Genomic DNA, 24,018 nt, shown 5'->3' on the forward strand with positions numbered 1-24,018 from the left:
CCGGCGCTCGCCTCAGGCCGCCGAGCCCTGGTCGCCGGCGGCCGGCGCCTTGTCGGTGGGAGGCGCGAACTTGGCCAGCACGTGCTCCTGCATGCCGCGCGCCAGCTCCTCCTCGTCGAAGAACACCGCACCGAGCTGGTCGCGGCGGAAGACGTCCACCGCCTCGGCGCTGCCGCTGCGGATGACGATCTCGATGGGCGGATTGAGCGCGCGGGCGATCTCCACCATGCGCTGCACGTTGCGCGGGTGGGAGGTGGCGATCACCAGCATGGCGGCGTCGGCGATGTGCGCCTGGATCAGCGTGCCCGGGTCGGCGGAGTCGCCGCTCACCGCGGCGATGCCCTGGCGGCGCAGCTGCTCGACGTGCTCGCGATTCTGCTCGACCACCACGAAGGGGATCTGCCGCTCGGCCAGCGCGCCGGTCACCCGCCGGCCGACCCGGCCGTAGCCGACCACCACCACCTGGCCGGCCAGATAGTGCTGTTCGGTGCTGGTCGGCAGCACCGCCAGCGAGTCCTCGCGGCTTTCCAGCTCGCGCGCCAGGGCCGAGCGGCGCAGCGCCAGCGCGCGCAGCGGCTGGATCGCGGAGAACAGGAAGGGATTGAGGGCGATGGAAATCAGCGCGCCGGCCAGCACCAGGCTCAGGCCTTCCTCCGGCAGCAGGCCGAGCGACAGGCCGAGGCCGGCGAGGATGAAGGAGAACTCGCCGATCTGCGCCAGGCTCGCGCCGACGGTCAGCGCGGTGTTCAGCGGGTAGCGCAGCAGCAGGACCAGCACCGCGGCGGCCAGGGTCTTGCCGAACACGATGATGGCGACCACCGCCAGCACGTGCAGCGGCTCCTCGACCAGCACCTTGGGGTCGAACAGCATGCCGACTGAGACGAAGAACAGCACGGCGAAAGCGTCGCGCAGCGGCAGCGACTCCTCGGCGGCGCGATGGCTGAGGTCGGACTCGCGCATCACCATGCCGGCGAAGAACGCGCCGAGGGCGAAGGACACGTTGAACAATACCGCCGCGCCGTAGGCGATGCCGATCGCGATGGCGACCACCGCCAGGGTGAACAGCTCGCGCGAACCGGTGCGCGCCACCTGGAAGAGCAGCCAGGGCAGCACGCGACGCCCGGCGACCAGCATCACCGCGATGAAGGCGCCGACCTGCAGCAGGGTCTCGCCGATGGTCAGCCACAGCGGCACCTCGACCGTGTCGGTGGCGGCCGCCTTGCCGCCGAGCACGCCGGCCAGCGGCGGCAGCAGGACCAGCACCAGCACGGTGGCCAGGTCTTCGACCACCAGCCAGCCGACGGCGATGCGGCCGTTCATCGATTCGAGGAGGCCGCGCGCCTCCAGCGCCTTGAGCAGCACCACAGTGCTGGCGCAGGACAGCGACAGGCCGAATACCAGACTGGCGCCCAGGCTCCAGTCCCAGCCGTAGGCCACCGCCATGCCCAGCAGGGTGGCCACCGTCATCTGCACCAGGGCGCCGGGCAGGGCGATCTTCTTCACCGCCAGCAGGTCGTCGAGGGAGAAGTGCAGGCCGACGCCGAACATCAGCAGCATCACGCCGATCTCCGACAGCTGGGAGGCGAGGCCGACGTCGGCGGTGAAACCCGGGGTGGCCGGGCCGATCAGGATGCCGGCCAGCAGGTAGCCGACCAGCGCGGGCAGCTTGAGTTTCTCGGCGAGAAAGCCGAACACCAGGGCCAGGCCGAAACCGCCGGCCAGGATGGTGATCAGGGGTATGTTGTGCTCCATCGGCGCTCCTTCGACGCTGCGGCCTCCCGGCCGGGGTGAAATGTCGGCAGGGCTACAGGATCGCGGCGGGGTGCGCGAGGGTCGAGCGAAAGTTGCCGGAAATTGGTACAGGATGTTAGCGGTCGCCGGCGCGGGGCGGACGCACCGGCGCCCGGCTTCAACAGCAGTCGTCCTCGACCCGCTCGAGCAGCGCCAGCGCCGCGCTGTCGGCATGCCGGGCGAACAGTTCGTGGATCACGTTGACCTGCGCGTGCAGCAGCAGGCGCGCGTCGGCCTCCGAGCCGTCGCGGCTGCCGAGCTTGGCGCGGAAGTAGGCGCACAGCGGGCAGTCGCCGGCGTCCTGCTCGAGGTAGTGGCGGATGCGCGCGTAGATGGCGCGGATGCAGCGGTCGCAGTCGATGTAGGGCAGTTGCCGGGCACCGACGATGCTGCGATAGGTGATGGTGGCGCTCATGGCGTTCCTCGCGGGCGGTGCCGTCGCCGGGATGGCGGCGGCCGGACGCGTCCATGCTAGGAGGCCGTGGCGGGGGAGTCTGTCAGCCGGCCGACACCTGCGGCGCCTGGCTGCGCGCGCGCAGCAGGTCGATGCGGTGGACGACGAAGGCACCGTTGCCGGCGCGGCTGAGGATGCCTTCGCGGGCCAGCCGATTGAGCAGCGAGGACAGCGTCTGCCGGGTGGTGCCGAGCAGGTGGGCGATGTCCTCGGTGGTCAGATCCAGCGCCAGGTGCCACTGGCCGCCCTGCGCCACGCCCTTGCGCGCCAGCATGCCGTCGAGAAAGCGCGCCAGGCGGCCTTCGACGTCGCGGAAGGCCAGATCCTCGATGATCCGCATGGAATTGCCGAGCGCCGCGCCCAGGACGCGCAGCAGCGCCGGGGTGGCGCCGGGCAGGCTGGTCAGCCGGCCCATCACCGCGGCGGTTTCCGCCACCAGCACCTCGCTGTCGCCCACCGCCTGCAGGTAGGCGCGGCTGTGGGTGCTGTACAGGTCGCCGGGCTCGAGAAAGGCCAGGGTGTACTCCTTGTCGTCGAAGGCGAGGAACACCCGGATCCGCCCCGCGCGCAGGATAAACACACTGTCGCGCTGGCCGTGCGGGGCGCCGAGCATTTCCCCCTTCACCAGGCGGCGCGGGCGAAAGCCCTCCAGCAGCGCGGCGCGGGCCAGCTCGGGGAGCTGGTCGAGCAGGGCCCGCTGGCGGTCGGGGTGGGGGTGCGACATGGAGCCTCCTGTTGGTGCGGGCGCTCTACAGGCGGCGCAGCATCGCCCCGTAGCCTTCCTCGGCCAGCACCTGGCGCACCGCGCGGCGCTGGAGCAGGCGCCGGTAGTGCGCCTGGCAGGGCTCCGGCAGCGGGATGCCGATGCGCTCGGCCCAGAACTCGACGTAGAACAGCGCGCCGTCGGCGATGCCGAAGCGCTCCGTGACGTAGTCGCGGCCGGCGAGCAGCGGCGCCACCGCGGCGAAGCCCCGCGCGACCCGGGCACGGCCCTCGGCCTGCACCGCCGCCTGTTCGGCCGGGTCGGCGGCATAGCGGTCGGTGGTGAAGATGCGGGTGAAGCCCTGGCCGTGGATTTCGTGGCCGGCCAGGTCGAGCAGCGTCTGCACGCGCGCGAGTCCCTCGGCGTCCGCGGGGATCAGCTGGCGCCCGGGGTAGGCGCGCGCCAGCCACCAGGCGATGGCCTGGAAGTCGGTCAGCGCCGTGCCGTCGTCCAGCACCAGGGTCGGGATGGTGCCGTTGGGATTGATCGCCAGGTAGGCGGGTTTGCGGTGGTCGCCGGCCAGCAGGTCGACGATATGCGCCTCGAACACCAGCTCCAGCTCTTCGAGCAGGATATGGATGCCGGTGCTACACGAGCCGGGGGTCATGTAGAAGCGCATGGTCATGGCTCGGCGCTCTCCTGGTCGTGACGCGGATCGAGCAGGCCCTGCTCGCGCAGCATGGCCTTGAAGCCCTTCATCACCGGGCGGGAGATCGTGGTCTCCGCCAGCACGCGCCGCTCGTAGACGCGCAGCGTCATCGCCTCGTCGAGGCTACCGCGCGCCTCGGCGATCAGCGCGTGCTCGGCGCCGCCGAGCAGGGCGCCGGGGCAATCGCGGACCGCGTCGTAGAGCAGTTCCATCACGCGCTTCTCGGTCGGGCGCATCCTGCACTTGCCGTCGAGGATCTTGAGCATCACCGCGGTGGCACAGTCGACGTGGGCGGGGCTCAGCGGGTGGGCAGCCACCCAGCGGGCGACCTGTTCGGCGCTCATGTCGGCACCTCGCCGGCGGCGGTGCGCCGCGCGTAGTCGAGCAGGGCGGCCTCGATGGGCTCCCAGGCGTAGCCGGCCACCGCCTGCACGCCGATGGCGCGCAGCTTCTCGGTGGGACCGTCGCCGATCCTGGCGACGAACACCGCCTGGCAGTCCCTGATCGTCTCGAGGATGCCGGCCATCGCGCTCTGGCTGGCGCTGTTGCCCAGGCAGTAGTGCTCGACCTCACGCTGTTCGAGCAGCCGGCACACCTCGGGGTCGACCGCGTAGACGGCGAAGCGCGTGGCGTGGCCGAAGTGCTCGCTGATCGCCTGGCCGTCCTTGCTGGCCACCGCCAGCCTGAGCGGGAACTCGGGCATGGCGCGCCTCAGTCCGCGGTATGCCGCAGCAGTTTCAGGCAGGCCGTCGAGGCCGCCAGCTCCACCGCGCGCAGGTCGTCGAAGTTGCGCACCTGCGGGTCGGCGCCGGCTTCGAGCAACAGTTCGAGCAGCTGCGGGCGGTCGCTGGAGGCGGTGTACATCAGCGCGGTGGCGCCGGCGTCGTTGCGGTTGTCCAGCTCGCTGCCGGCGTCGATCAGCGCCTGCACCAGGGCCGCGTCGCGCGACACGCAGGCCAGCCACAGCGCGGTGTTGCCGTCGTCGTTGCGCGCGTGCAGGTCGGCGCCCAGGGCCAGCAGCTCGTGGACGATCTCGCCGCGGCCGAGCAGGGCGGCGCGCATCAGCGGGGTCAGGCCGTGCGGGCCGCGGGCGTCCAGCTCGCCGGCCGGGTAGTGCCAGTCGGCGAGAAAGCCGGCCAGCGCGGCACTTGCACTGTCGCTCGGCGTTTCCTCGGCGGCCGGCGCGGCCAGCGCGCTGGCCAGCGGCCGGTAGCCGCCGTCGACGCTGTATACGCGGGCGAAGCGGAAGTCGCTGAACATCTGCGCGAAGGTCTTGCTGGAGTTGCCGTGGTAGCAGTAGACCAGCACCGGCGCGCTCTTCTCCAGGCGGCCGACCCACAGCGGCACGCGGTCCTCGGCCAGGTGCATGGCGCCGTCGAGGTGCTCCTGCTGGTAGCTGTGCAGGTCGCGCACGTCGAACAGGGTGAGGTCCGCCTCGGCGCGGATCAGCGCCGCGGCCTCAACCGCGGAGAGGCATTGGAAGGGAACGCGGGGGGCGAGGGCCATGGGCTGTCTCCGCAGGCGGGTCAGTCGGGGTAGGCCGGGGCGGATTCGATGCGCGCATCGTCCAGCGCCCGGCCGACGGTGAAGTGGTAGAGGCTCTGCCAGGCCGTGCCGGACAGGCCGAGCAGCTCGTGCACCGGGTCGTCGAAGAAGCAGCCGATGCCGGTGCCGCGCAGGCCGTGGACCTCGGCCTCCAGATAGAGCGCCTGGCCGAGCAGGCCGCACTCGCGGTGCAGCGCGCGGTAGGCGGCCGCGCCGCCGGCCTGCGCGGCGTCGAACTCGCAGAGCATGCCGACGGCGAAGCAGGCGGTGGACGCCAGTTCCTGGTGGCAGTGCAGGGCGCGGGCGATGCGCGCCAGCGCCGGCGGCTCGACGGCGGTGAGCTGCAGCAGCGAGTCGACGCCGGGGATCGGCCCGAGGCGGAAGCGCCCGGCCAGCAGCGGGCGCAGGGCGGCCAGCTGCGCCTCGCTGCGCGGCAGCAGGTAGAGGCCGGGCACCAGGCCGTCGACGCGGTGGACGAACAGCAGCAGGGCGGCGCGCGGCGCGCCGGCGAACACATCCCAGGGCAGGCCGGCGCTGGGCTGCAGGCGGGCGAGCAGGGCGGCGAACTGGGTCAGGGTCATCGTGTGGCGATGGTCGAAGCGCTGCGCGCTGCGCCGCCCGATGATCAGCTCCCGTACCGCCTGGACGGCCTCGCCGGGGGCGCGCGGGCGCGGCGCCGGCAGCGCGGCGGCGTCCGGCGGCGGGCCGTCCGCACGGCGGCTGGCCTCGGCCACCGCGCCGATCGCCGGCCAGCTGTACATGGGCTGGCGGTCGATGGGCGAGGCCACGCCGTGCCACTGCGCGCTCTCGGCCAGCGCGCGCAGGGCGGCGACCTCGAGCGGCACCGGCGGCGTGCCGTCCAGGCCGACGGCGAGAAGGATCTCCGCCTCCTCGACCTCGGTCTCGGCGCGCTTGCGGGCGGGGAACTCGGCCAGCCGGTCGACGCCGGCGAGGCGGGCGAGGGTGGCGCTGCCGACCTGCGCCTGCTCGGCGAGCGTCCAGCCCAGCGCGGCGGCGGCGTAGCGCAGGGCGCCGGCGGCGTGGCCGCTATCGAGCTGGCAGTAGCGGAAGGCGCGTTCGCCGTACTTCCAGGCCTCGCGCCACATCACCGAGGTCAGCAGCACGGCCAGGCGCGGGCCAGCGCCGGCGGCCGGGTGGCTGGCGCGCAGCTCGAGGGCGTGGTTCTCCGGGCGGTAGTGGTAGAGGCCGTCGGCCAGACCGTCGATGCCGCCGACCAGCAGGTAGGCCTCGGCGGGATGCAGGTTGCCGCTGGAGGGGTTGGCGCGCAGCGCCCAGCGGTCCGGGCCGTAGCTCTTCCAGGCGGTGAGGCCGAGCGACAGCTGCAGCAACGCGCCGATACCGGCCAGATCGGCCGGCAGCGGCGTCCGGGCCGGCAGCGCGGCGAACGGCCGGGTGAGCGCCGCATGCAGGGCGCTGCCCGGTTCGAGCGCGGCCAGGCGCGGCAGGGCGAGCTGCGGCGCGCCCTCGAAATGGCGGAACGGCGCCGGCTGGGCGTCCCAGTCGAGGCTGCCGGGGCTGCGCGCGTAGCCGGTCAGGCGGTGCTTGGTGCGCTGGTGGTAGTCGCGCACCGCCTGCACGGCGCTGGCGGCGGGGTCGGGCTGGGGCTGGGACTGGGTCGACATGGGACGGGCACGCTCCTGTAGGCCTGGGGGAAGTCACTGCAAGAGCGATACCACAACGCCGGGGCCGCGCGGGGCAAGGGTTGCGCGGGCGGCGGCGATGGACGGGGCGGGGCTTTGTCGGCTTTGCGACAGGACGGCGGGCGACAACGGCGGGGCGCGGCGGCGGCCGGCGCGACGCTCGGGACGCGGCGGGGGCGGCGCTTTCCGGGGGGCCGCGGGGCGGGAGACGCGGCCGCGGGGGAAGGCAATCCCGCCAGGCGCAGGCGGGCGCTTACGCGCCCTCCAGCCAGACCTCCTCGACCCACTGCCACACCGAGTCCCAGGTCTGCTCCTCGTCGATCTCGCCGTCCGCCCAGAGCAGCACCTCGCCTTCCGGATCGACCGCGTAGTAGCGGCCGCCATCCTCGCACAGCGGCACCAGGTAGCGCGGCAGGCCCTCGTCCCAGGCGCGCGCGGCGACATCGGGCAGGTAGGTGTGCGACTGCGGATCGCTGGCGGTCACCGGCTCGAGGTGGCCGTAGACCACGTCGCTGGCCTTGAGCAGATACTCGCGCAGCTCGAAGGGCAGGTGGATGAGGATCTGCTCCTGGATCTCCACCAGGGTGTCCTCGTCCGGCAGCTCCAGCGGCACCGGCACCGGCTCGTTGAGTTCGTGCAGCTTGTCGATGAGTTCTTCCACGGCGGCTCTCCAGGCAGGGCGGTGTTCGGCTTGAGGGTAGCCGAACGCTGCGCGCCTTTTACCCTGCCGCCGGCGGCGGCACAAGCGCCCGTCCGGAAAGCACACGGCCGGGCAAGCCCGGCTGTGTGCGCTCGGTGCAATGGGATGCTTACAACAGTGGCTGGTTATCCTCGCGGCGGATCACCACCGTAGCCGAGCGTGGCCGCTTGCCCGGGCCGTCCGGCCAGGTGCCGAGCAGGTTGCTCGCGGTCGAGCCTTCGCCCGGGTGCTGGATGTTGACGAACAGCGTGCGCATGTCCGGGGTGGCGGCGATGCCGGTCACCTCGGCGCCCAGCGGGCCGACCAGGAAACGCTTCAGCTCGCCGCTGGCCGGGTCGGCCACCAGCATCTGGTTGTTGCCGAACGGGCCGGCGCTCAGCTGGCTGCCGCTCATGTCGGTCTGGATCCACAGCCGGCCCTGCGGGTCGAACCACAGGCCGTCCGGGCTGGCGAGGATATTGTCGGCGTCCAGCGCCTGGCCGTCCGGGCCGCGGCTGTCAGACTCGGGACCGGCGAGCAGGAAGATGTCCCAGGCGAAGCGGCGGCCGGCGTTGTCGGCCTGGTCCTCGCGCCAGCGCACGATATGGCCGTAGGCGTTGTTGGGCCGCGGGTTGGCAGCGTCCGCCTGGGTGCGGTTGGTGTTGTTGGTGAGGGTGAAGTACACCTCGTTGTTCTGCGGGTGCACCGCGCCCCACTCCGGGCGGTCCATCCGGGTGGCGCCGGCCACGTCGGCGGCGCTGCGGGTGTTGATCAGCAGCTCGCCCTGGTCGGCGAAGCTCACCCCGGCGGCGGCGCAGGCGTCCTGGAAGGCGGGGTCGGCGAGGTCCAGCGCCAGCCAGTCGCCGCTGCCGTCGGCGTTGAAGCGCGCGACGTACAGGGTGCCCTCGTCGAGCAGGCGGCCGTCGGCGCGGCCGGGGGTGTACCTGTCGCGGCTGACGTACTTGTACAGGTACTCGCCGCGCGCGTCGTCGCCGGAGTAGCAGACCAGCGGCTTGCCCGGCTGCGGGTTGGCGAAGATCAGCCCTTCGTGGGCGAAGCGGCCCAGGGCGCTGCGCTTGACCGGCACGGACTCGGGGTCGAAGGGATCGATCTCGACGATCCAGCCGAAGTGGTTGGGCTCGTTGCGGTAGTCGCCGGCGGCGCCGGCGGCCGTGCGGGTGGCGTCGAAGCGGCGGAACTCGTCGCCCGCGAGGGTCTCCCAGCCGAAGCGGCTGGTCGCGGCCAGGCCGTAGCGGCTCAGCTCGCGCGGCTGGTCGGTGTCGCGACAGGCGAAGTAGCCGGCCCAGTTCTCCTCGCAGGTCAGGTAGGTGCCCCAGGGAGTGAAGCCGTTGCTGCAGTTGTTCTGGGTGCCGCGGGTGGCGCTGCCGTCCGGGCTGTAGGCGGTGACCAGCAGCGGGTTGCCGCGCGCTGGACCTGCGATCTGCATCGGCGTGGCGGCGGTGATGCGCCGGTTGCGCGGGCTGTCCACCACCTGCCAGTCGCCGTGGGCGTCGCGGCGGATCTCCACCACCGACACGCCGTGGGCGTTGATCTCCTTGCGCACTTCCTCGGCGCTGGTGCGCTTGCCGTCGACCACGGTCGGGCCGCTCGGGTGCAGCAGCGGGGCGTCGATGTACTCGTGGTTGACCACCAGCAGGCCGTGGTCGGAGCGCGTGCCGCCGCCGCCCTGGCCGTCGATCGGGAAGAAATGCATGCCGTCGTGGTGCATGCCGGTCTGCTCGGCCTGCTCGGCGGCACTGTTGCCGGCGTCGGCGCGGAACGCCGGGTAGCTGCCGAGGATCGGCGTGCCCCAGGGAATGAAGGGCGTGGCGCGGTAGCCGGCGGGCAGGGTGACGGTGTCGGCGCGGGTCACCGCCACGGCGTCGAACGGCAGGCCGTTGCGGCGGGCGAACGGCGGCGCGCCGGCCGGCTGCGCGGCGCGCGCCAGCGGGCTGATGCCGAGGAAGCCGAGCAGGCCGAGCGCCGCGCCGCCGGCGAGCAGCTGGCGGCGGCGCTGGTCGATCAGCTCGCCCAGATGCGGGTTGGCGGAGCGGTTGCTGGGCAGTTCATCGCCGTTGCCAAACAGCACGGCGTTCTGGGATTCGTGGCTCACGGTCCGGTCCTCGGGTGGGGGCGATGTCAGCCCGACCGTAGCGAGGTGAGACGACGGTCCGGTGACAGCCGCCGGCGGGCCGACGACAGGCATGAAAAAACCCGGGACGAGCCCGGGTTTTTTCGTCAGCGCGCGCGGTCTCAGCCGTTCTGGCGGATGCCGGCCACCAGCCAGGGCTGGTTGTCGCCGTCGGCACGCTCCATGCGCCAGCTTTCGCTGAACGCCTCGCCCTGGTCGAAGCGCGAGCTCTTGGCCACGGCGTCGAAGGTCAGGGTGGCGACGGTCTTGCCGGCCTGCTGCTCGATGCCGTCCAGGCGCACCTGCAGGTTGTCGACGTAGGTGGACTGGAAGCCCTCGCCCAGGTCTGCGCGCTCCTGCTTGAGGAAGGCGAGCATCTGCGGGGTGACGAACTCGCCGATCTTGTCCATCTCGTTGGCGTCCCAGTGCTGCTGCAGGCTGAGGAAGTGCTCGCGGGCGGCGGCCAGGAAGCGCTGCTCGTCGAACCAGGCCGGCGCCTGGAAGGTGCGCGCCGGTTGCGCGGCGCCGCCACCGAACACGGTGTTGGCGGCCGGGCTGTAGGTCTGTTGGGTCGGCGCCTGGTAGGGCTGCTGGCCGCCCATGCCGGCGTAGGACGGCGTCGCGTGCTGGGCCTTGCGGCGGGCGAACAGGCGGAACAGCACGAAGGCGAGCAGGCCGAGGATCAGGAAGTCGAGGAACTGGAAGCCCTCGAAGCCGTCACCCATGAACATCGAGGCGAGCAGGCCGCCGGCGGCGATGCCGGCCAGCGGGCCGAGCCAACGGGAGGCGCCGCTCGGTTTGGCAGCGGCGCCGGCCATGGCGCCGGCGGTCGGCGCGCTCGGGGCAGGCGCGGCCTGCTGGGTTTGGCGCGGTTGGGTCTGGTGCATCGGGGCGGAGCCGAACGACTTGCCGCCGCCGAAGCGCTTGGCGGCGGAGGCGTCGAGGCTGAGCGTCAGGCTGAGGCACAGGGCCATGGCCAGGCTGAGGATTCGTTGCATGTGCAGGGGCTCTCGGTGTAAGGAGTTCACGCGCGCCATCTTTGCCCACGGGCGGGTCGACGGCCAGTTGCAGTGTGTTTCGGACTGTTGCACGCCGGCGCAAGCGCCGGCTCAGCGCCAGTTGTAGAGTTCCTTCTCCGACAGCTCGTGCAGCGCGGCGACCTCGGCGCGGAAGGCCTTCATCGACGCCCAGATGCGGCCGTTGAGGTCGTTGCGGCGGGCCAGCTGGTCGAGCACCTGCTCGGACTCGTAGCGCATGGCGGCCAGCACCGGGTCGGGGAAGTGGCGCAGCTGCACGCCCTGGCGCTTCAGCTCGATCAGCGCCTGGGCGTTGTGGTAGACGAACTCCTCGATCATCAGCTGGGTGGTGCCGCGCGCCGCCTCGCCGACGATGGCCTGCAGGTCGGCCGGCAGGGCGTCCCAAGCCTTTTGATTGACCATCAGCTCGATCACCGCCTGCGGCTCCTGCCAGCCCGGGTAGTAGTAGTACTTGGCGGTCTTGTGGATGGCCGAGGCCAGGTCGTTGTACGGACCGACCCAGTCGGTGGCGTCGATCGCGCCGCTTTGCATGGCGGCGGGCACCTCGCCGCCGGGCATGTTGACGGTGGTCGCGCCGAGGCGGTTGTAGACCTCGGCGCCGAGGCCGGGGATGCGGATCCGCAGGCCCTGCAGGTCGTCGAGGGAGTTGATCTCCTTGTTGAACCAGCCGCCCATCTGCATGGTGGTGTTGCCCGCCACCAGCGGCTTGATGCCGTGCGGCGCGTAGGCTTCCTGCCACAGCGCCATGCCGCCGCCGTGCTGCAGCCAGGCGTTCATCTCGGTGGTGGACAGGCCGAACGGCACGGCGGTGAAGAACTGCGCCGCGGGCACCTTGCCCTTCCAGTAGTAGGGCGTGCTGTGGCCCAGCTCGGCGGAGCCGCGCGACACCGCCTCGAACACCTCCAGCGCCGGCACCAGCTCGCCGGCGGCGTAGACCTGGATGGTGAGGCGGCCGCCGCTCATCGCCTTGACCCGCTCGGCGAAGCCTTCGGCGCCGCTGCCCAGGCCCGGGTAGTCCTTGGGCCAGGAGGTGACCATCTTCCAGGCGAAGGTCTGCGTCGACACGCCGCCCTTGGCCGCGCCCGCCGGCGCGGCGGGCTCGTCCTTGCAGCCGGGCAGGGCGAGGGCGGCGCACAGCGCCGCGGCAGCGCCGAACAGTTGGCGACGGTTCATCGGTGACCTCCCTCCTGGAGCCATCCCGGCGCGCCAGGGCAAGCTGCGGTTACAGGGCTTCCAGCTTGGCATAGGACAGCATCAGCCACTTGCTGCCCTCGTCGACGAAGTTGACCTGCACGCGCGCCTGGGCGCCGCTGCCCTCGTAGTTGAGGATCACCCCCTCGCCGAACAGGCTGTGGCGCACGCGCTGGCCGAGGGCGAAGGCAGTCTCCGGCACGCCGGCCCCGGCGAACGGACTGGCCACGCTGCGCGGCGCGGCCATCGGCCGGCTGACGCTGCCGGCCAGGCGCACCTCGTGGACCAGCCCCGGCGGGATCTCGCGGACGAAGCGCGACACCTTGTTGTAGGTCTCGCTGCCGTACAGGCGGCGGGTCTCGGCGTAGGTCAGCACCAGACGCTGCATGGCGCGGGTCAGGCCGACGTAGGCGAGGCGGCGCTCCTCCTCGAGACGGCCGGGCTCCTCCAGGCTCATCTTGTGCGGGAACAGGCCCTCCTCCATGCCGGCGAGGAACACCAGCGGGAACTCCAGGCCCTTGGCGCTGTGCAGGGTCATCAGCTGCACGCTGTCCTCGCCCTCGTCGGCCTGGGCGTCGCCGGCCTCCAGGGCGGCGTGGTCGATGAACGCGGCGAGCGGCGACAGCTCGTCCTCCTCGTTCTCGAACGAGCGCGCGGCGCTGACCAGCTCCTCGAGGTTGTCGACGCGGGTCTGGCCCTTCTCGCCCTTCTCGCCGAGGTGGAAGGGAATCAGCCCGGTCTGCTCGATCACCGTCTGGGTCAGCAGGTGCAGCGGCATGTCCTCGACGCGCACGGCGAGCGTGTCGATCAGCTCGACGAAGGCGTTCAGCGCGCCGGCGGCGCGGCCGGGCAGCAGCTTCTGGCCGACCGCCTGGTGCAGCGCGCGCCACAGCGACAGCTGCTGGGCGCGGGCCACCTCGCGCAGGGTCTCGACGGTCTTCTCGCCGATGCCGCGCGGCGGCAGGTTGAGCACCCGCTCCAGCGCGGCGTCGTCGTCGCGCTGGCGGATCAGGCGCAGGTAGGCCATGGCGTTCTTGATCTCGGCGCGCTCGAAGAAGCGCTGGCCGCCGTAGATGCGGTAGGGAATCTTCTCGCGCAGCAGCGCTTCCTCGAGCACCCGCGACTGCGCGTTGGAGCGGTAGAGGATGGCGATCTCGCTGCGCTTGAGGCCGTCCTTGCGCACGCCGTCGATGATCCGCTCGACGACGAAGCGCGCCTCGTCGTGCTCGTTGAAGGCGGCGTACAGGCTCAAGGGATCGCCCTCGTGGCCCTCGGTCCACAGCTCCTTGCCCAGGCGCCCCTGATTGTTGGCGATCAGCGCGTTGGCGGCCTTGAGGATGCTGGCGGTGGAGCGGTAGTTCTGCTCCAGGCGGATGGTCTCGGCGTCAGTGAAGTCGCGACCGAACTGCTGGATGTTCTCGATGCGCGCGCCGCGCCAGCCGTAGATCGACTGGTCGTCGTCGCCGACCACCATCAGGCTGGCGCCGGGCGTGCCGGAGGGCGCCGCCAGGTGGCGCAGCCACGCGTACTGGACGGCGTTGGTGTCCTGGAACTCGTCGACCAGGATGTGCCGGAAGCGCTGGCGGTAGTGTTCGAGCAGGCCCGGGGTGTCGCGCCACAGCTCCAGCGAGCGCAGCAGCAGCTCGGCGAAGTCGACCACGCCGGCGCGCGCGCAGGCCGCCTCGTAGGCGCTGTAGATGTTGAGCATGGTGGCCAGGTACAGGTCGCCGGCCGGCTGGATGTGCTGCGGGCGGATGCCCTCGTCCTTCTGGCCGTTGATGAACCACTGCGCCTGGCGCGCCGGCCAGCGCTGCTCGTCGAGGCCGAGCTCGCGGATCACCCGTTTCACCAGGCGCTGCTGGTCGTCGGAGTCGAGGATCTGGAAGTTCTCGGCCAGCCCCGCCTCGCGCCAGTGGGCGCGCAGCAGGCGGTGGGCCAGGCCGTGGAAGGTGCCCACCCACATGCCGGCCGGACTGACGCCGAGCAGCTGCTCGATGCGCACGCGCATCTCGGCGGCGGCCTTGTTGGTGAAGGTGACGGCGAGGATCGCGTGCGGCCCGGCGTTCTCCACCTCGATCAGCCAGGCGATGCGGTGCACCAGCACGCGGGTCTTGCCCGAACCGGCGCCGGCCAGCACCAGCTGGCGGCCGAGCGGAGCGGCGACCGCCTGGCGCTGGGCGTCGTTGAGAGTACTAAGCAGAAAGGATAGGTCTTCGCGCATCGCGGCATTCTAGCGGCCGGCGCGAAGACGGGGCAAACTCTCGTCCACCGCCCGCCGGCCCTGCCCGGCAGGCCGGCAAGCACCCCTTCCGCCCACTCCGACAGCGGCCGCAGGCGTCCATGACCTTTCTCTTTTCGCCCGACGTCCAGCCGCCGGCTCTCGAGCCGGCGGCGGTGCGTCGGGAGTACGCCGCGCAGATCGAGGCGGCGCTGACCCGCCAGCTCTATCGCGGCTCGGGCCCGCCCACCTTGCTGATGCTGCTCAGCGGTCTGAGCTGCGTCGGCCTGCTGTGGGGCCACGCGCACGATCTCCTGCTCGGCGCCCTGCTCGGCTGGCTGACCCTGCTGGCGCTGCTGCGCCTGTGGCAGACCGTCGCCTTCCAGCGCGCCAGCGCCGCCGAACAGGCCGCGCCGAACTGGCGGCACACCTTCCTGCTCGGCGCCGCCGCCTCGGGGATGACCCTGGCGGCGGTCGGCGTGCTGCTCATGCCGCTGGCCGGACCGCGCCTGCAGGCGCTGATCTACGGCCTGCTGGCGGCGGCGATCATCTCCGCCAGCGTGTCCTACGCCGCCAGCCTGCGTACCTTCCTGGCCTTCGCCATCCCCGGCCTGCTGCCTTCCAGCCTGTTTCTGCTGCGCCACGGCGATCCCGAGCTGCAGGGCTGGGGGGTGCTCGGCCTGATCCTGCTGCCGGCGCTCTCGGTCAGCGCCTGGCAGATCAACCGCGGCTGGCAGCGCAACCTGCTGCGCCGCTTCCAGAACCAGGCGCTGCTCGAGTACCAGGAGCAGGCGCGCCGCGCCAGCGTACAGACGAACCTCGAGCTGGCCGGCGAGGTGCGCCAGCGCCAGCGCGTCGAGGCTGAGCTGCGCACCGCGCAGCGCGCGCTGGAGGAACGGGTCAGCGAGCGCACCCGCGCGCTGACCGCCAGCGAACTGGCGCGGCGCCAGGAGGAGGCCGAGCGCCGCTACCTGGCCGACCACGACGCGCTGACCGGGCTGGCCAACCGCAGCCTGCTGCTGCAGCGCCTGGAGGAAGTGGCGACGCGGCCGCCGCAGCACGACCGCGAAGTGGCCCTGCTGCACCTCGACCTCGACCGCTTCAAGCGTCTCAACGACAGCCTGGGCCTGGCCGCCGCCGACGGCATCCTGCGCGAGACGGCGCGGCGCATCGAGGGCTGCCTGCACCAGGCCGAGCTGATCGCGCGCATCGCCGTCGACGAGTTCGCCATCCTCCTCGAGGTGCACGCGGACGGCGACGGCCTCGAGCCGCTGGCCCGCCACCTGCTCGCCCTGCTGCGCCAGGGCATGGCGGTCGGCGAGCAGGAGCTGGTGATCAGCGCCTCGCTGGGCATCGCCCTGCTGTCCGGCGCCGGCGGCGATCCGGCCCGCCTGCTCAACCAGGCGACCATCGCCATGCGCCACGCCAAGCAGCTGGGCGGCAACAGCGTGCAGTTCTACCGCGACAGCCTGCAGGGCGGCAGCCGCGAGCGCCTGCTGCTCGAGGCGCAGCTGGACAAGGCGCTGGCGCGCGGCCAGCTGGAAGTGTTCTACCAGCCGCGCCTGACCCTGGGCGCGGAGCGCCTGCGCAGCGCCGAGGCGCTGGTGCGCTGGCGCCACCCCGACTACGGCCTGCTGGCGCCCGGCAGCTTCATCGCCCTGGCCGAGGAAACCGGGCAGATCAACGCCATCGGCGACTTCGTGCTGCGCCGCGCCTGCGCCCAGGCGCGCGCCTGGCAGCGCGAGGGCCTGGCCGAGCTGAGCGTGTCGGTGAACATCTCCATGCAGCAGCTGCGCCAGGCCGATTTCGTCGCCGGGGTGGCCGCCGTGCTGGCGGAAACCGAGCTGCCGGCGCCGCTGCTGGAGCTGGAGCTGACCGAAACCCAGCTGTCGGACAACGTCGAGGACGTCGCCGCGCAGTTCCGCCGCCTGCGCGCGCTGGGCGTGCGCCTGGCGATCGACGACTTCGGCACCGGCTATTCCTCGCTCGGCTACCTCAAGCACCTGCCGGTGGACGTGGTGAAGATCGACAAGACCTTCATCCGCGAGCTGGACGGCAGCGAGCAGGGCGGCGACGCGGCGATCACCCGGGCGATCATCGCCATGGGCCACAGCCTGGGCCTCGAGGTGGTCGCCGAGGGGGTCGAGCAGCCGGCGCAGCTGGACTTCCTGCGCCGCCACGGCTGCGACGAGATCCAGGGCTACCTGATCAGCCGGCCGGTGGAGGCCGGCGCCTTCGCCGCGCTGCTGCGCGCGCAGGGCCGGGAAGTCGGGGTGCCAGCCTGAGACGGCGCAGAAACCGGTAGAAAACCGCTGCGCGGGTTTTCTACGGGGTGGCCATCCACCCTACGGCGCTGAGGCGCGAGGGCGAGAACGTAGGGTGGGCAACTCGCGCAGCGATTGCCCACCAGCGGGGCCCGTGGCGGTAGACAAGGCTACGCCGTTGTCTACCCTACGGCGTCCCCGACGGCGGCGGAAACGCCACTCAGCCGCGGGTGCTGCCGCCGTCGAGGTGGCGCATCAGCAGCGCGTAGTCGAGTTCGACGCCCTCGGGCACCGGCAGGTAGACGATGTGGCCGTCGCCCGGCGCCACCTCGGTGGCCTCGCCCTTCTTGTTGAGCATGTGCTCGAGGCGGATGTTGAGGTTGCCCTGCGGGGTCATCACCTCGAGCAGGTCGCCGACCTGGAAGCGGTTCTTCACCGCCACTTCGGCCAGGCCGTCCTGGCGTACCCCGGTGAACTCGCCGACGAACTGCTGGCGCTCGGACAGCGAGTAGCCGTGCTGGTAGTTCTGGTACTCGTCGTGGACGTGGCGGCGCAGGAAGCCCTCGGTGTAGCCGCGGTGGGCCAGCGATTCGAGGGTATCCATCAGCGACATGTCGAACGGCCGGCCGGCCACCGCGTCGTCGATCGCCTTGCGGTACACCTGGGCGGTGCGCGCCACGTAGTAGTGGCTCTTGGTGCGCCCCTCGATCTTCAGCGAGTGCACGCCCATCCGGGTCAGCCGCTCGACGTGCTGCACGGCGCGCAGGTCCTTGGAGTTCATGATGTAGGTGCCGTGCTCGTCCTCGAACGCCTCCATGTACTCGCCGGGACGGTTGCTCTCCTCGAGCAGCATCACCTGGTCGGTCGGCGCGCCCATGCCGAGGGTCGGCTCCACCGCATTGGGATCGATCTGCATGACCGGGATCGGCTCGTGGACGTGGACCACGTTGCCCAGCTCGTCCTCCTTGCCCTCGTGGACCTTGTACTCCCAGCGGCAGGCGTTGGTGCAGGTGCCCTGGTTGGGATCGCGCTTGTTGAGGTAACCCGACAGCAGGCAGCGCCCGGAGTAGGCCATGCACAGCGCGCCGTGGACGAACACCTCCAGCTCGATGCCCGGCACCTGCTCGCGGATCTCGCCGATCTCCTCCAGCGACAGCTCGCGCGAGAGGATGATGCGGCTGACGCCGATGCGCCGCCAGAACTCCACCGACGCCCAGTTGACCGCGTTGGCCTGCACCGACAGGTGGATGACCTGCTGCGGGAAGTGGTCGCGCACCAGCATGATCAGCCCCGGGTCGGACATGATCAGCGCGTCCGGGCCCATCGCCACCACCGGCTCGAGGTCCTTGATGAAGGTCTTCAGCTTGGCGTTGTGCGGGGCGATGTTGACCACCACGTAGAACTGCTTGCCCAGCGCGTGGGCCTCGTCGATGCCGAGCTTGAGGTTGGCGTGGTCGAACTCGTTGTTGCGCACCCGCAGGCTGTAGCGCGGCTGCCCGGCGTACACCGCGTCGGCGCCGTAGGCGAAGGCGTAGCGCATGCTTTTCAGCGTGCCGGCGGGAGAGAGCAGTTCGGGACGGAAGGCGGTGGTCATGGCGCGCGACTCGCAGGGCGTCGGTAAAAACGCAGCATTTTACTGTGGATTGGCGGCGAATGCGCGGTCGCGCACGGCCTTGGGACGGATGGCGAAAAAAAACCCACGGGCCGCGGGGCGCCGTGGGTTGCGCAATGGTCGACCGCAATCGTCGACCCAGGGGGAAAAATCAGGCGCGCGGCTGCCAGCCGCCGCCGAGCGCCTTGTAGATGGCGACGATGCCGCGGTACAGCTCGACCTCGGCCTGCGCCTGGGCGTCCTCGGCGGCCAGGCGCTCGCGCTCGGCGTCGAGCAGCACCAGGAAGTCCGCCGCGCCCTCGCGGTAGCGGATCGCCGCCTGCGCGGCGGCGCCGCGGCTGGCCTCGGCCTGGCGCACCAGGGCGAGCAGGCGCTGCTGGCGCTTGGCGTAGTCGCTGAAGGCGTTGGCCGACTCCTCCAGCGCCAGCAGCACCTGCTGCTCGTACTGCGCCAGCGCGCCCTCGGCGTCGGCCTCGGCGCCGCGCAGGCGGGCGCGCACGCTGCCCAGGTCGAAGGCCGCCCAGCTGATGGTCGGCGCCACGCTCCAGGCGTTGGCCGCCGCGGCGCCCAGCTGCGAGCCGCGCCCGGCGGTGAAGCCGAGGAAGCCGGCGACGCTGACCCGCGGGAACAAGTCCGCGGTGGCCACCCCGACGTTGGCGGTAGCGGCGGCCAGCTGGCGCTCGGCGACGCGCACGTCCGGGCGGCGGCGCAGCAATTCGGCGGGATCGCCGATCGGCAGGGCCTTGGCGATCACCGGCAGCGGCTGCGGCGAGAGGTCGGCGTCGAGCTGCTCGGGACGCTGGCCGAGCAGGGTGGCGATGCGGTGGCGGGCGCGCGCCTCCTCGGCCTGCAGCTGCGGCAGGCTGGACTCGGTGGCGGCCAGGCGGGCATCGCTGCGCAGCACGTCCAGCTCGCTGCCGACCCCGGCGTCGCGCAGCTGCGCGGTGAGCGCGCGCGATTCGCGCTGGTTGGCCAGGTTGTCGCGGGCGATGCGTTCGCGCAGCTGGGCGCCGCGCAGGTTGCCGTAGGCGTCGACCAGCTCGGCGACCAGGCTGACCTGCAGCTGGTACAGCTCGGCCTCGGCGGCCTCGCTGTTCGCCTCGCTGGCCTCGATCCGGCGCTGGATGCGGCCGAACAGGTCGAGCTCCCAGGCCATGTCCAGGCCCAGGTCGTAGCGGTCGATGTTCACCCGCTGCTCGGTGAAGCCCGGCTGCTGGGCCTTGCCGATATCGGCGCCGGCGCGCGCGGTGACCACCGGCAGCTGGTCGTTGGCGGCGTCGTCGCGCAGCGCGCGGGCGGCCTTGAAGCGGGCGAAGGCCACGCGCAGCTCGCGGTTGCCCTCCAGCGCCTGCTGCACCAGGCGGCTCAGGGTCGGGTCGTCGAACTGCCGCCACCAGGCGTTCTCGAAGCGCGTGCGGTCGTAGGCGCCGGCCTCGCTGGCGGCCAGGCTGGCCGGGGCGGTCTGCGGCGCCCGGTAGTCCGGCCCGACGGCGCACGCGCTCAACGTAAAAGCGGCCGCCAGGGCGAGCAGGGCGGGAATCAGCGGCTTCATGCGTGCACCTCGATAGCGGTCGGTTGCGCCCGGCGGGCGGCGCGCTTCTCGACGAAGGCGCGGATCAGCACGTAGAACAGCGGGGTCAGCAGCAGGCCGAACAGGGTCACGCCGATCATCCCGGAGAACACCGCCACGCCCATCGCGTGGCGCATCTCGGCGCCGGCGCCGGAGGACAGCACCAGCGGCACCACGCCCATGATGAAGGCGATGGAGGTCATCAGGATCGGCCGCAGGCGCAGCCGGCAGGCCTCCAGCACCGCGCGCACGCGGTCGAGGCCCGCCTCCTGCTTCTCCTTGGCGAACTCGACGATCAGGATGGCGTTCTTGCAGGCCAGGCCGACCAGCACGATCAGGCCGATCTGGGTGAAGATGTTGTTGTCGCCGCCGGTCAGGATCACCCCGACCAGCGCCGAGAACAGCACCGTCGGCACGATCAGGATCACCGCCAGCGGCAGGCTCCAGCTCTCGTATTGGGCGGCCAGCACCAGGAAGGCGAGCAGCACGCACAGCGGGAAGACGAAGATCGCGGTATTGCCGGCGAGGATCTGCTGGTAGGTCAGGTCGGTCCACTCGTAGCTCATGCCGTTGGGCAGCTCCTCGGCGAGCAGCCGCTCCAGCGCCGCCTGGGCCTGCCCGGAGCTGTAGCCGGGCGCCGCGGCGCCGTTGATCTCGGCGGTGAGGAAGCCGTTGTAGTGCATCACCCGGTCGGGGCCGGCGCTGTCGCGCACGTTGACGAAGGTGGACAGCGGGATCATCTCGCCGCGGTCGTTGCGCACCTTGAGCTGGCCGATCTGCTCGGGCGCCAGGCGGAACTGCTGGTCGGCCTGCACGTTGACCTGGTAGGTACGGCCGAAGCGGTTGAAGTCGTTGGCGTACAGCGAGCCGAGATAGACCTGCAGGGTGTCGAAGATGTCGCTGATCGCCACGCCGTGAGTCTTGGCCTTGTCGCGGTCGACGTCGGCGTCGACCTGCGGCACGTTGACCTGGTAGCTGGTGAACACCGACATCGGGTTCAGCTCCGGCAACTGGCGGGCCTTGGCGATGACGTTCTGGGTCTGCTTGTAGAGCTCCTCGTAACCCAGGTTGCCGCGATCCTCCACCTGCAGGCGGAAGCCGCCGATGGTGCCCAGGCCCTGCACGGGCGGCGGCGGGAAGATGGCGATGTAGGCGTCCTGGATGCCGGCGAACTGCTGGTTCAGTTCGGCGGCGATGGCGGCGGCCGACAGCGACGGATCGCGGCGCTCATCGAACGGCTTGAGCGGGGTGAACACGATGCCGCTGTTCGGGCTGTTGGTGAAGCCGTTGATCGACAGGCCCGGGAAGGCCACGGTGTTCTCCACGCCCGGATGCCGGGCGGCGATCTCCGACATCTTCTTGATCACCGCCTCGGTGCGGTCGAGGGTGGCGGCGTCCGGCAGCTGGGCGAAGGCCACCAGGTACTGCTTGTCCTGCTGCGGCACGAAGCCGCTCGGCGTGCTGGCAAAGCCCAGCCAGGTCAGGCCCATCAGCCCGGCGTAGAGCAGCAGGGCGATGGAGCCGCCGCGCAGCACGCGGCGCACGGCGCCGACGTAGCCGTGGCTGGCGCGCTCGAACAGGCGGTTGAACGGGGCGAACAGCCAGCCGCCGAGCAGGCGTTCGAGCAGCCGCGAGAAGCGATCCTTCGGCGCGTGGTGGTCCTTGAGCAGCACGGCGGCCAGCGCCGGCGACAGGGTCAGGGAGTTGAACGCCGAGATCACCGTGGAAATGGCGATGGTCAGCGCGAACTGCTGGTAGAACTGCCCGGTCAGCCCGGAGATGAACGCGGTCGGCACGAACACCGCGCACAGCACCAGCGCGGTGGCGACGATCGGCCCGGTCACCTCGCGCATCGCCTGGCGGGTGGCCTCCACCGGGTTCTTGCCCAGGGCGATATTGCGCTCGACGTTCTCCACCACCACGATGGCGTCGTCGACCACGATGCCGATGGCCAGCACCAGGCCGAACAGCGACAGCGCGTTGAGCGAGAAGCCGAGCAGGTGCATCACCGCGAAGGTGCCGATCAGCGACACCGGCACGGCGACCAGCGGGATGATCGAGGCGCGCCAGGTCTGCAGGAACAGGATCACCACCAGCACCACCAGGGCGATGGCCTCGAGCAGGGTGTGCACCACCGCCTCGATCGAGCCGCGCACGAAGATGGTCGGGTCGTAGACGATCTGGTAGTCGACGCCCTGCGGGAACTGCTCCTTGAGCTCGGCCATGCGCGCGCGCACCGCGTCGGAGATCGCGATGGCGTTGGAGCCGGGGCGCTGGAAGATCGGGATGGCCACCGCCGGCTGGTTGTTGAGCAGCGAGCGCAGCGCGTACTGGCTGGAGCCCAGCTCGATGCGCGCGATGTCCTTGAGGCGGGTGATCTCGCCGTGCTCGCCGGCGCGCACGATGATGTTCTCGAACTCCTCCTCGCTGACCAGGCGGCCCTGGGTGTTGATCGACAGCTGGAAGCTGTTGTCGGCGCCCGCCGGCGGCGCGCCGAGGGCGCCGGCGGCGACCTGGCGGTTCTGCTCGCGGATCGCGGCGACCACGTCGCTGGCGGTCAGGCCGCGCGAGGCCACCTGCTGCGGGTCGAGCCACACGCGCAGCGAGTAGTTGCCCATGCCGAACAGCTGCACATCGCCCACGCCGTCCAGCCGCGCCAGCTCGTCCTTGACGTTGAGCGCGGCGTAGTTGGACAGGTAGAGCATGTCGTAGCGATTGTCCGGCGAGGTCAGGTGGACCACCAGGGTCAGGTCCGGCGAGGCCTTGTCGACCGTCACGCCCAGGCGCTGCACCTCGCTGGGCAGGGTCGGCTGGGTGCGGGTCACGCGGTTCTGCACCTGCACCTGGGCGTTGTCCAGGTCGGTGCCCAGGGCGAAGGTGATGGTCAGGGTCAGCTTGCCGTCGGCGGTGGCCTGCGAGGACATGTAGAGCATGCCCTCGACGCCGGTGATCGCCTGCTCCAGCGGCGCGGCGACGGTCTCGCCGATCACCTTGGGGTTGGCGCCGGGGAAGTTGGCGCGCACCACCACGGTGGGCGGCACCACTTCCGGGTATTCGCTGATCGGCAGCTGGAACAGCGACAGGGCGCCGGCGATCAGGATCAGCAGGGACAGCACCGCGGCGAAGATCGGCCGGCGGATGAAGAACTGGGAAAAATTCATCGCGTACTCCCTCAGCCGCGCGGCGCGCTGGCCGGTTGGGCGTTCTGCTCGACCAGACGCGGCGCGCCGGCGCTCTCCACGGCCCGGCGCAGGCGCGCCAGCTGGGCCAGGGTGGCCTCGTCGGCCATCGGCACGCTCTGCGGAGCGACGCTGCTGCCGGGGCGGGCGCGCTGCAGGCCGTTGACCACGATCTGCTCGCCCTTGGCCAGGCCGCTGCGCACGATGCGCAGGCCCTCGAGCTTGGGCCCCAGCTCGATGGCGCGGTACTCCACGCGATTGCCTTCACCCAGCACCAGGGCGAATTTCTTGCCGAGGTCGGTGCCCACCGCCTCGTCGCGGATCAGGGTGGCGGCGTAGCTGGCGCTGCCGACCAGCTTGAGGCGTGCGTACAGGCCCGGAGTGAAGCGGCCCTCGCGGTTGTCGAACACCGCGCGGCCGCGGATGGTGCCGGTGCGCGGGTTGACCTGGTTGTCGAGGAAATCCAGGCGGCCTTCGTGCGGATGGCCGTCCTCGCCGCTCAGGCCCAGGTAAACCGGGCTGGCGCCGCGGGCGTCGCCGCCGGCCTGGCGGGCCAGCGCCTGGTACTTGAGGAAGGCGCGCTCGTCGGCGTCGAAGTAGGCGTAGACCTTGTCGGTGGACACCACGCTGGTCAGCAGGCTCTGCCCGGCGTTGACCAGGTTGCCGGCGGTGACCTCGGCGCGGCTGACGCGGCCGTCGATGGGCGCGGTGACGCGGGTGAAGGCGAGGTTGAGCTGGGCGTTGTCCAGCTCGGCCTGGGTCGCCGCGACCGCCGCCTGGGCCTCGGCGGCGGCGCTGGCGCGGGCGTCGGCCAGCTCGGCGGAGATGGCGTTGCTGGCGCGCAGGCGCTCGCCGCGCCGCGCCTCGCCGGCCAGCCGGGTCTGCGCGGCGCGGGCCTGCTGCAGCTGCGCCTGCAGGCGCTTGACCTCGGCCTGGAAGGGCCGCGGGTCGATCTGGAACAGCAGGTCGCCCTTCTTCACCAGGCTGCCCTCGGCGAAGGCCACCCGGTCGATATAGCCGGAGACGCGGGGGCGGATTTCGACCGACTCGGGCGCCTCCAGGCGCCCGGTGAACTCGTCCCACTCGGTGACCGGCTGTTCGATGACGGCGGCGACGCTGACCTGGGCCGGCGCCAGCGCCTGCGGGTTTTGCGGCGCCTTGCCGCAGGCGCCGAGCGCCAGCAGGGCGACCAGGAGCAGCGGCAGGCGGCGGGAGGAAGGGAAGAGGGACATGGGTGACTCCGCCAGTCGGAATTGTGGATAGGCGAAGTCTGC

At 71.6% G+C, this 24,018-nt stretch carries 18 protein-coding genes; 1 reads left to right on the forward strand and 17 read right to left on the reverse strand.

Going from position 1 to position 24,018, the window contains the following annotated elements; all coding sequences use genetic code 11:
• Nucleotides 1-12: 12 nt before the first annotated feature.
• From ybaL to uvrD, 13 genes are all read right to left on the reverse strand, one after another.
• A complete protein-coding gene (ybaL, locus tag LMJ29_RS11550) occupies nt 13-1,752 on the reverse strand; it encodes a YbaL family putative K(+) efflux transporter (RefSeq protein ID WP_229605664.1) in 1,740 nt (579 codons plus the stop codon).
• A gap of 157 nt (nt 1,753-1,909) precedes the next feature.
• The gene (gene cowN, locus LMJ29_RS11555; protein ID WP_229605665.1) at nt 1,910-2,206 is read right to left on the reverse strand and encodes a N(2)-fixation sustaining protein CowN; all 297 of its coding nucleotides are present in this window, start codon (nt 2,204-2,206) and stop codon (nt 1,910-1,912) included.
• An 82-nt stretch (nt 2,207-2,288) separates the two neighbouring features.
• A complete protein-coding gene (locus tag LMJ29_RS11560) occupies nt 2,289-2,969 on the reverse strand; it encodes a Crp/Fnr family transcriptional regulator (RefSeq protein ID WP_229605666.1) in 681 nt (226 codons plus the stop codon).
• Between the two features lie 25 nt (nt 2,970-2,994).
• Complete coding sequence (locus LMJ29_RS11565) at nt 2,995-3,633, reverse strand: glutathione S-transferase family protein (RefSeq protein ID WP_229605667.1); 639 nt, start codon at nt 3,631-3,633, stop codon at nt 2,995-2,997.
• A complete protein-coding gene (locus LMJ29_RS11570) occupies nt 3,630-4,001 on the reverse strand; it encodes a hypothetical protein (protein WP_229605668.1) in 372 nt (123 codons plus the stop codon). Before LMJ29_RS11570 ends, LMJ29_RS11565 begins: the two co-directional genes overlap by 4 nt.
• Nucleotides 3,998-4,360 (reverse strand): NifB/NifX family molybdenum-iron cluster-binding protein, encoded by a 363-nt coding sequence (locus LMJ29_RS11575; RefSeq protein WP_229605669.1) that lies wholly within the window; start codon nt 4,358-4,360, stop codon nt 3,998-4,000. Before LMJ29_RS11575 ends, LMJ29_RS11570 begins: the two co-directional genes overlap by 4 nt.
• 8 nt (nt 4,361-4,368) lie before the next feature.
• Nucleotides 4,369-5,163, reverse strand: a complete 795-nt coding sequence (locus LMJ29_RS11580; RefSeq protein WP_229605670.1) for an ankyrin repeat domain-containing protein — start codon at nt 5,161-5,163, stop codon at nt 4,369-4,371.
• Between the two features lie 20 nt (nt 5,164-5,183).
• Entirely contained in the window at nt 5,184-6,845 is a 1,662-nt protein-coding gene (locus LMJ29_RS11585) for a SagB family peptide dehydrogenase (RefSeq protein WP_229605671.1), read from the reverse strand.
• A gap of 271 nt (nt 6,846-7,116) precedes the next feature.
• Nucleotides 7,117-7,524 (reverse strand): SMI1/KNR4 family protein, encoded by a 408-nt coding sequence (locus tag LMJ29_RS11590; RefSeq protein WP_229605672.1) that lies wholly within the window; start codon nt 7,522-7,524, stop codon nt 7,117-7,119.
• A gap of 148 nt (nt 7,525-7,672) precedes the next feature.
• Nucleotides 7,673-9,655, reverse strand: coding sequence for a PhoX family protein (locus tag LMJ29_RS11595; RefSeq protein WP_229605673.1), 1,983 nt, complete (start codon nt 9,653-9,655; stop codon nt 7,673-7,675).
• A gap of 140 nt (nt 9,656-9,795) precedes the next feature.
• Nucleotides 9,796-10,671 (reverse strand): Tim44 domain-containing protein, encoded by an 876-nt coding sequence (locus tag LMJ29_RS11600; RefSeq protein ID WP_229605674.1) that lies wholly within the window; start codon nt 10,669-10,671, stop codon nt 9,796-9,798.
• 111 nt (nt 10,672-10,782) lie between these two features.
• The gene (locus LMJ29_RS11605) at nt 10,783-11,883 is read right to left on the reverse strand and encodes a TRAP transporter substrate-binding protein (RefSeq protein WP_229605675.1); all 1,101 of its coding nucleotides are present in this window, start codon (nt 11,881-11,883) and stop codon (nt 10,783-10,785) included.
• A gap of 49 nt (nt 11,884-11,932) precedes the next feature.
• Entirely contained in the window at nt 11,933-14,122 is a 2,190-nt protein-coding gene (gene uvrD, locus LMJ29_RS11610; protein ID WP_229605676.1) for a DNA helicase II, read from the reverse strand.
• A 119-nt stretch (nt 14,123-14,241) separates the two neighbouring features.
• Here uvrD and LMJ29_RS11615 point away from each other — a divergent pair, with 119 nt between their 5' ends.
• Complete coding sequence (locus tag LMJ29_RS11615) at nt 14,242-16,404, forward strand: putative bifunctional diguanylate cyclase/phosphodiesterase (RefSeq protein ID WP_229605677.1); 2,163 nt, start codon at nt 14,242-14,244, stop codon at nt 16,402-16,404.
• 199 nt (nt 16,405-16,603) lie between these two features.
• Here LMJ29_RS11615 and trhP read toward each other — a convergent pair whose 3' ends face one another.
• The 4 genes from trhP to mexE form a co-directional block, all read right to left on the reverse strand.
• Nucleotides 16,604-17,977 (reverse strand): prephenate-dependent tRNA uridine(34) hydroxylase TrhP, encoded by a 1,374-nt coding sequence (gene trhP, locus LMJ29_RS11620; RefSeq protein ID WP_229605678.1) that lies wholly within the window; start codon nt 17,975-17,977, stop codon nt 16,604-16,606.
• A gap of 169 nt (nt 17,978-18,146) precedes the next feature.
• Complete coding sequence (locus LMJ29_RS11625; RefSeq protein WP_229605679.1) at nt 18,147-19,547, reverse strand: efflux transporter outer membrane subunit; 1,401 nt, start codon at nt 19,545-19,547, stop codon at nt 18,147-18,149.
• Entirely contained in the window at nt 19,544-22,726 is a 3,183-nt protein-coding gene (locus tag LMJ29_RS11630; RefSeq protein ID WP_229605680.1) for an efflux RND transporter permease subunit, read from the reverse strand. Before LMJ29_RS11630 ends, LMJ29_RS11625 begins: the two co-directional genes overlap by 4 nt.
• A gap of 11 nt (nt 22,727-22,737) precedes the next feature.
• The gene (gene mexE, locus LMJ29_RS11635) at nt 22,738-23,976 is read right to left on the reverse strand and encodes a multidrug efflux RND transporter periplasmic adaptor subunit MexE (protein ID WP_229605681.1); all 1,239 of its coding nucleotides are present in this window, start codon (nt 23,974-23,976) and stop codon (nt 22,738-22,740) included.
• Nucleotides 23,977-24,018 lie beyond the last annotated feature (42 nt).

This window comes from Pseudomonas oryzagri, from assembly GCF_020831405.1.
Taxonomy (GTDB): domain Bacteria; phylum Pseudomonadota; class Gammaproteobacteria; order Pseudomonadales; family Pseudomonadaceae; genus Geopseudomonas; species Geopseudomonas oryzagri.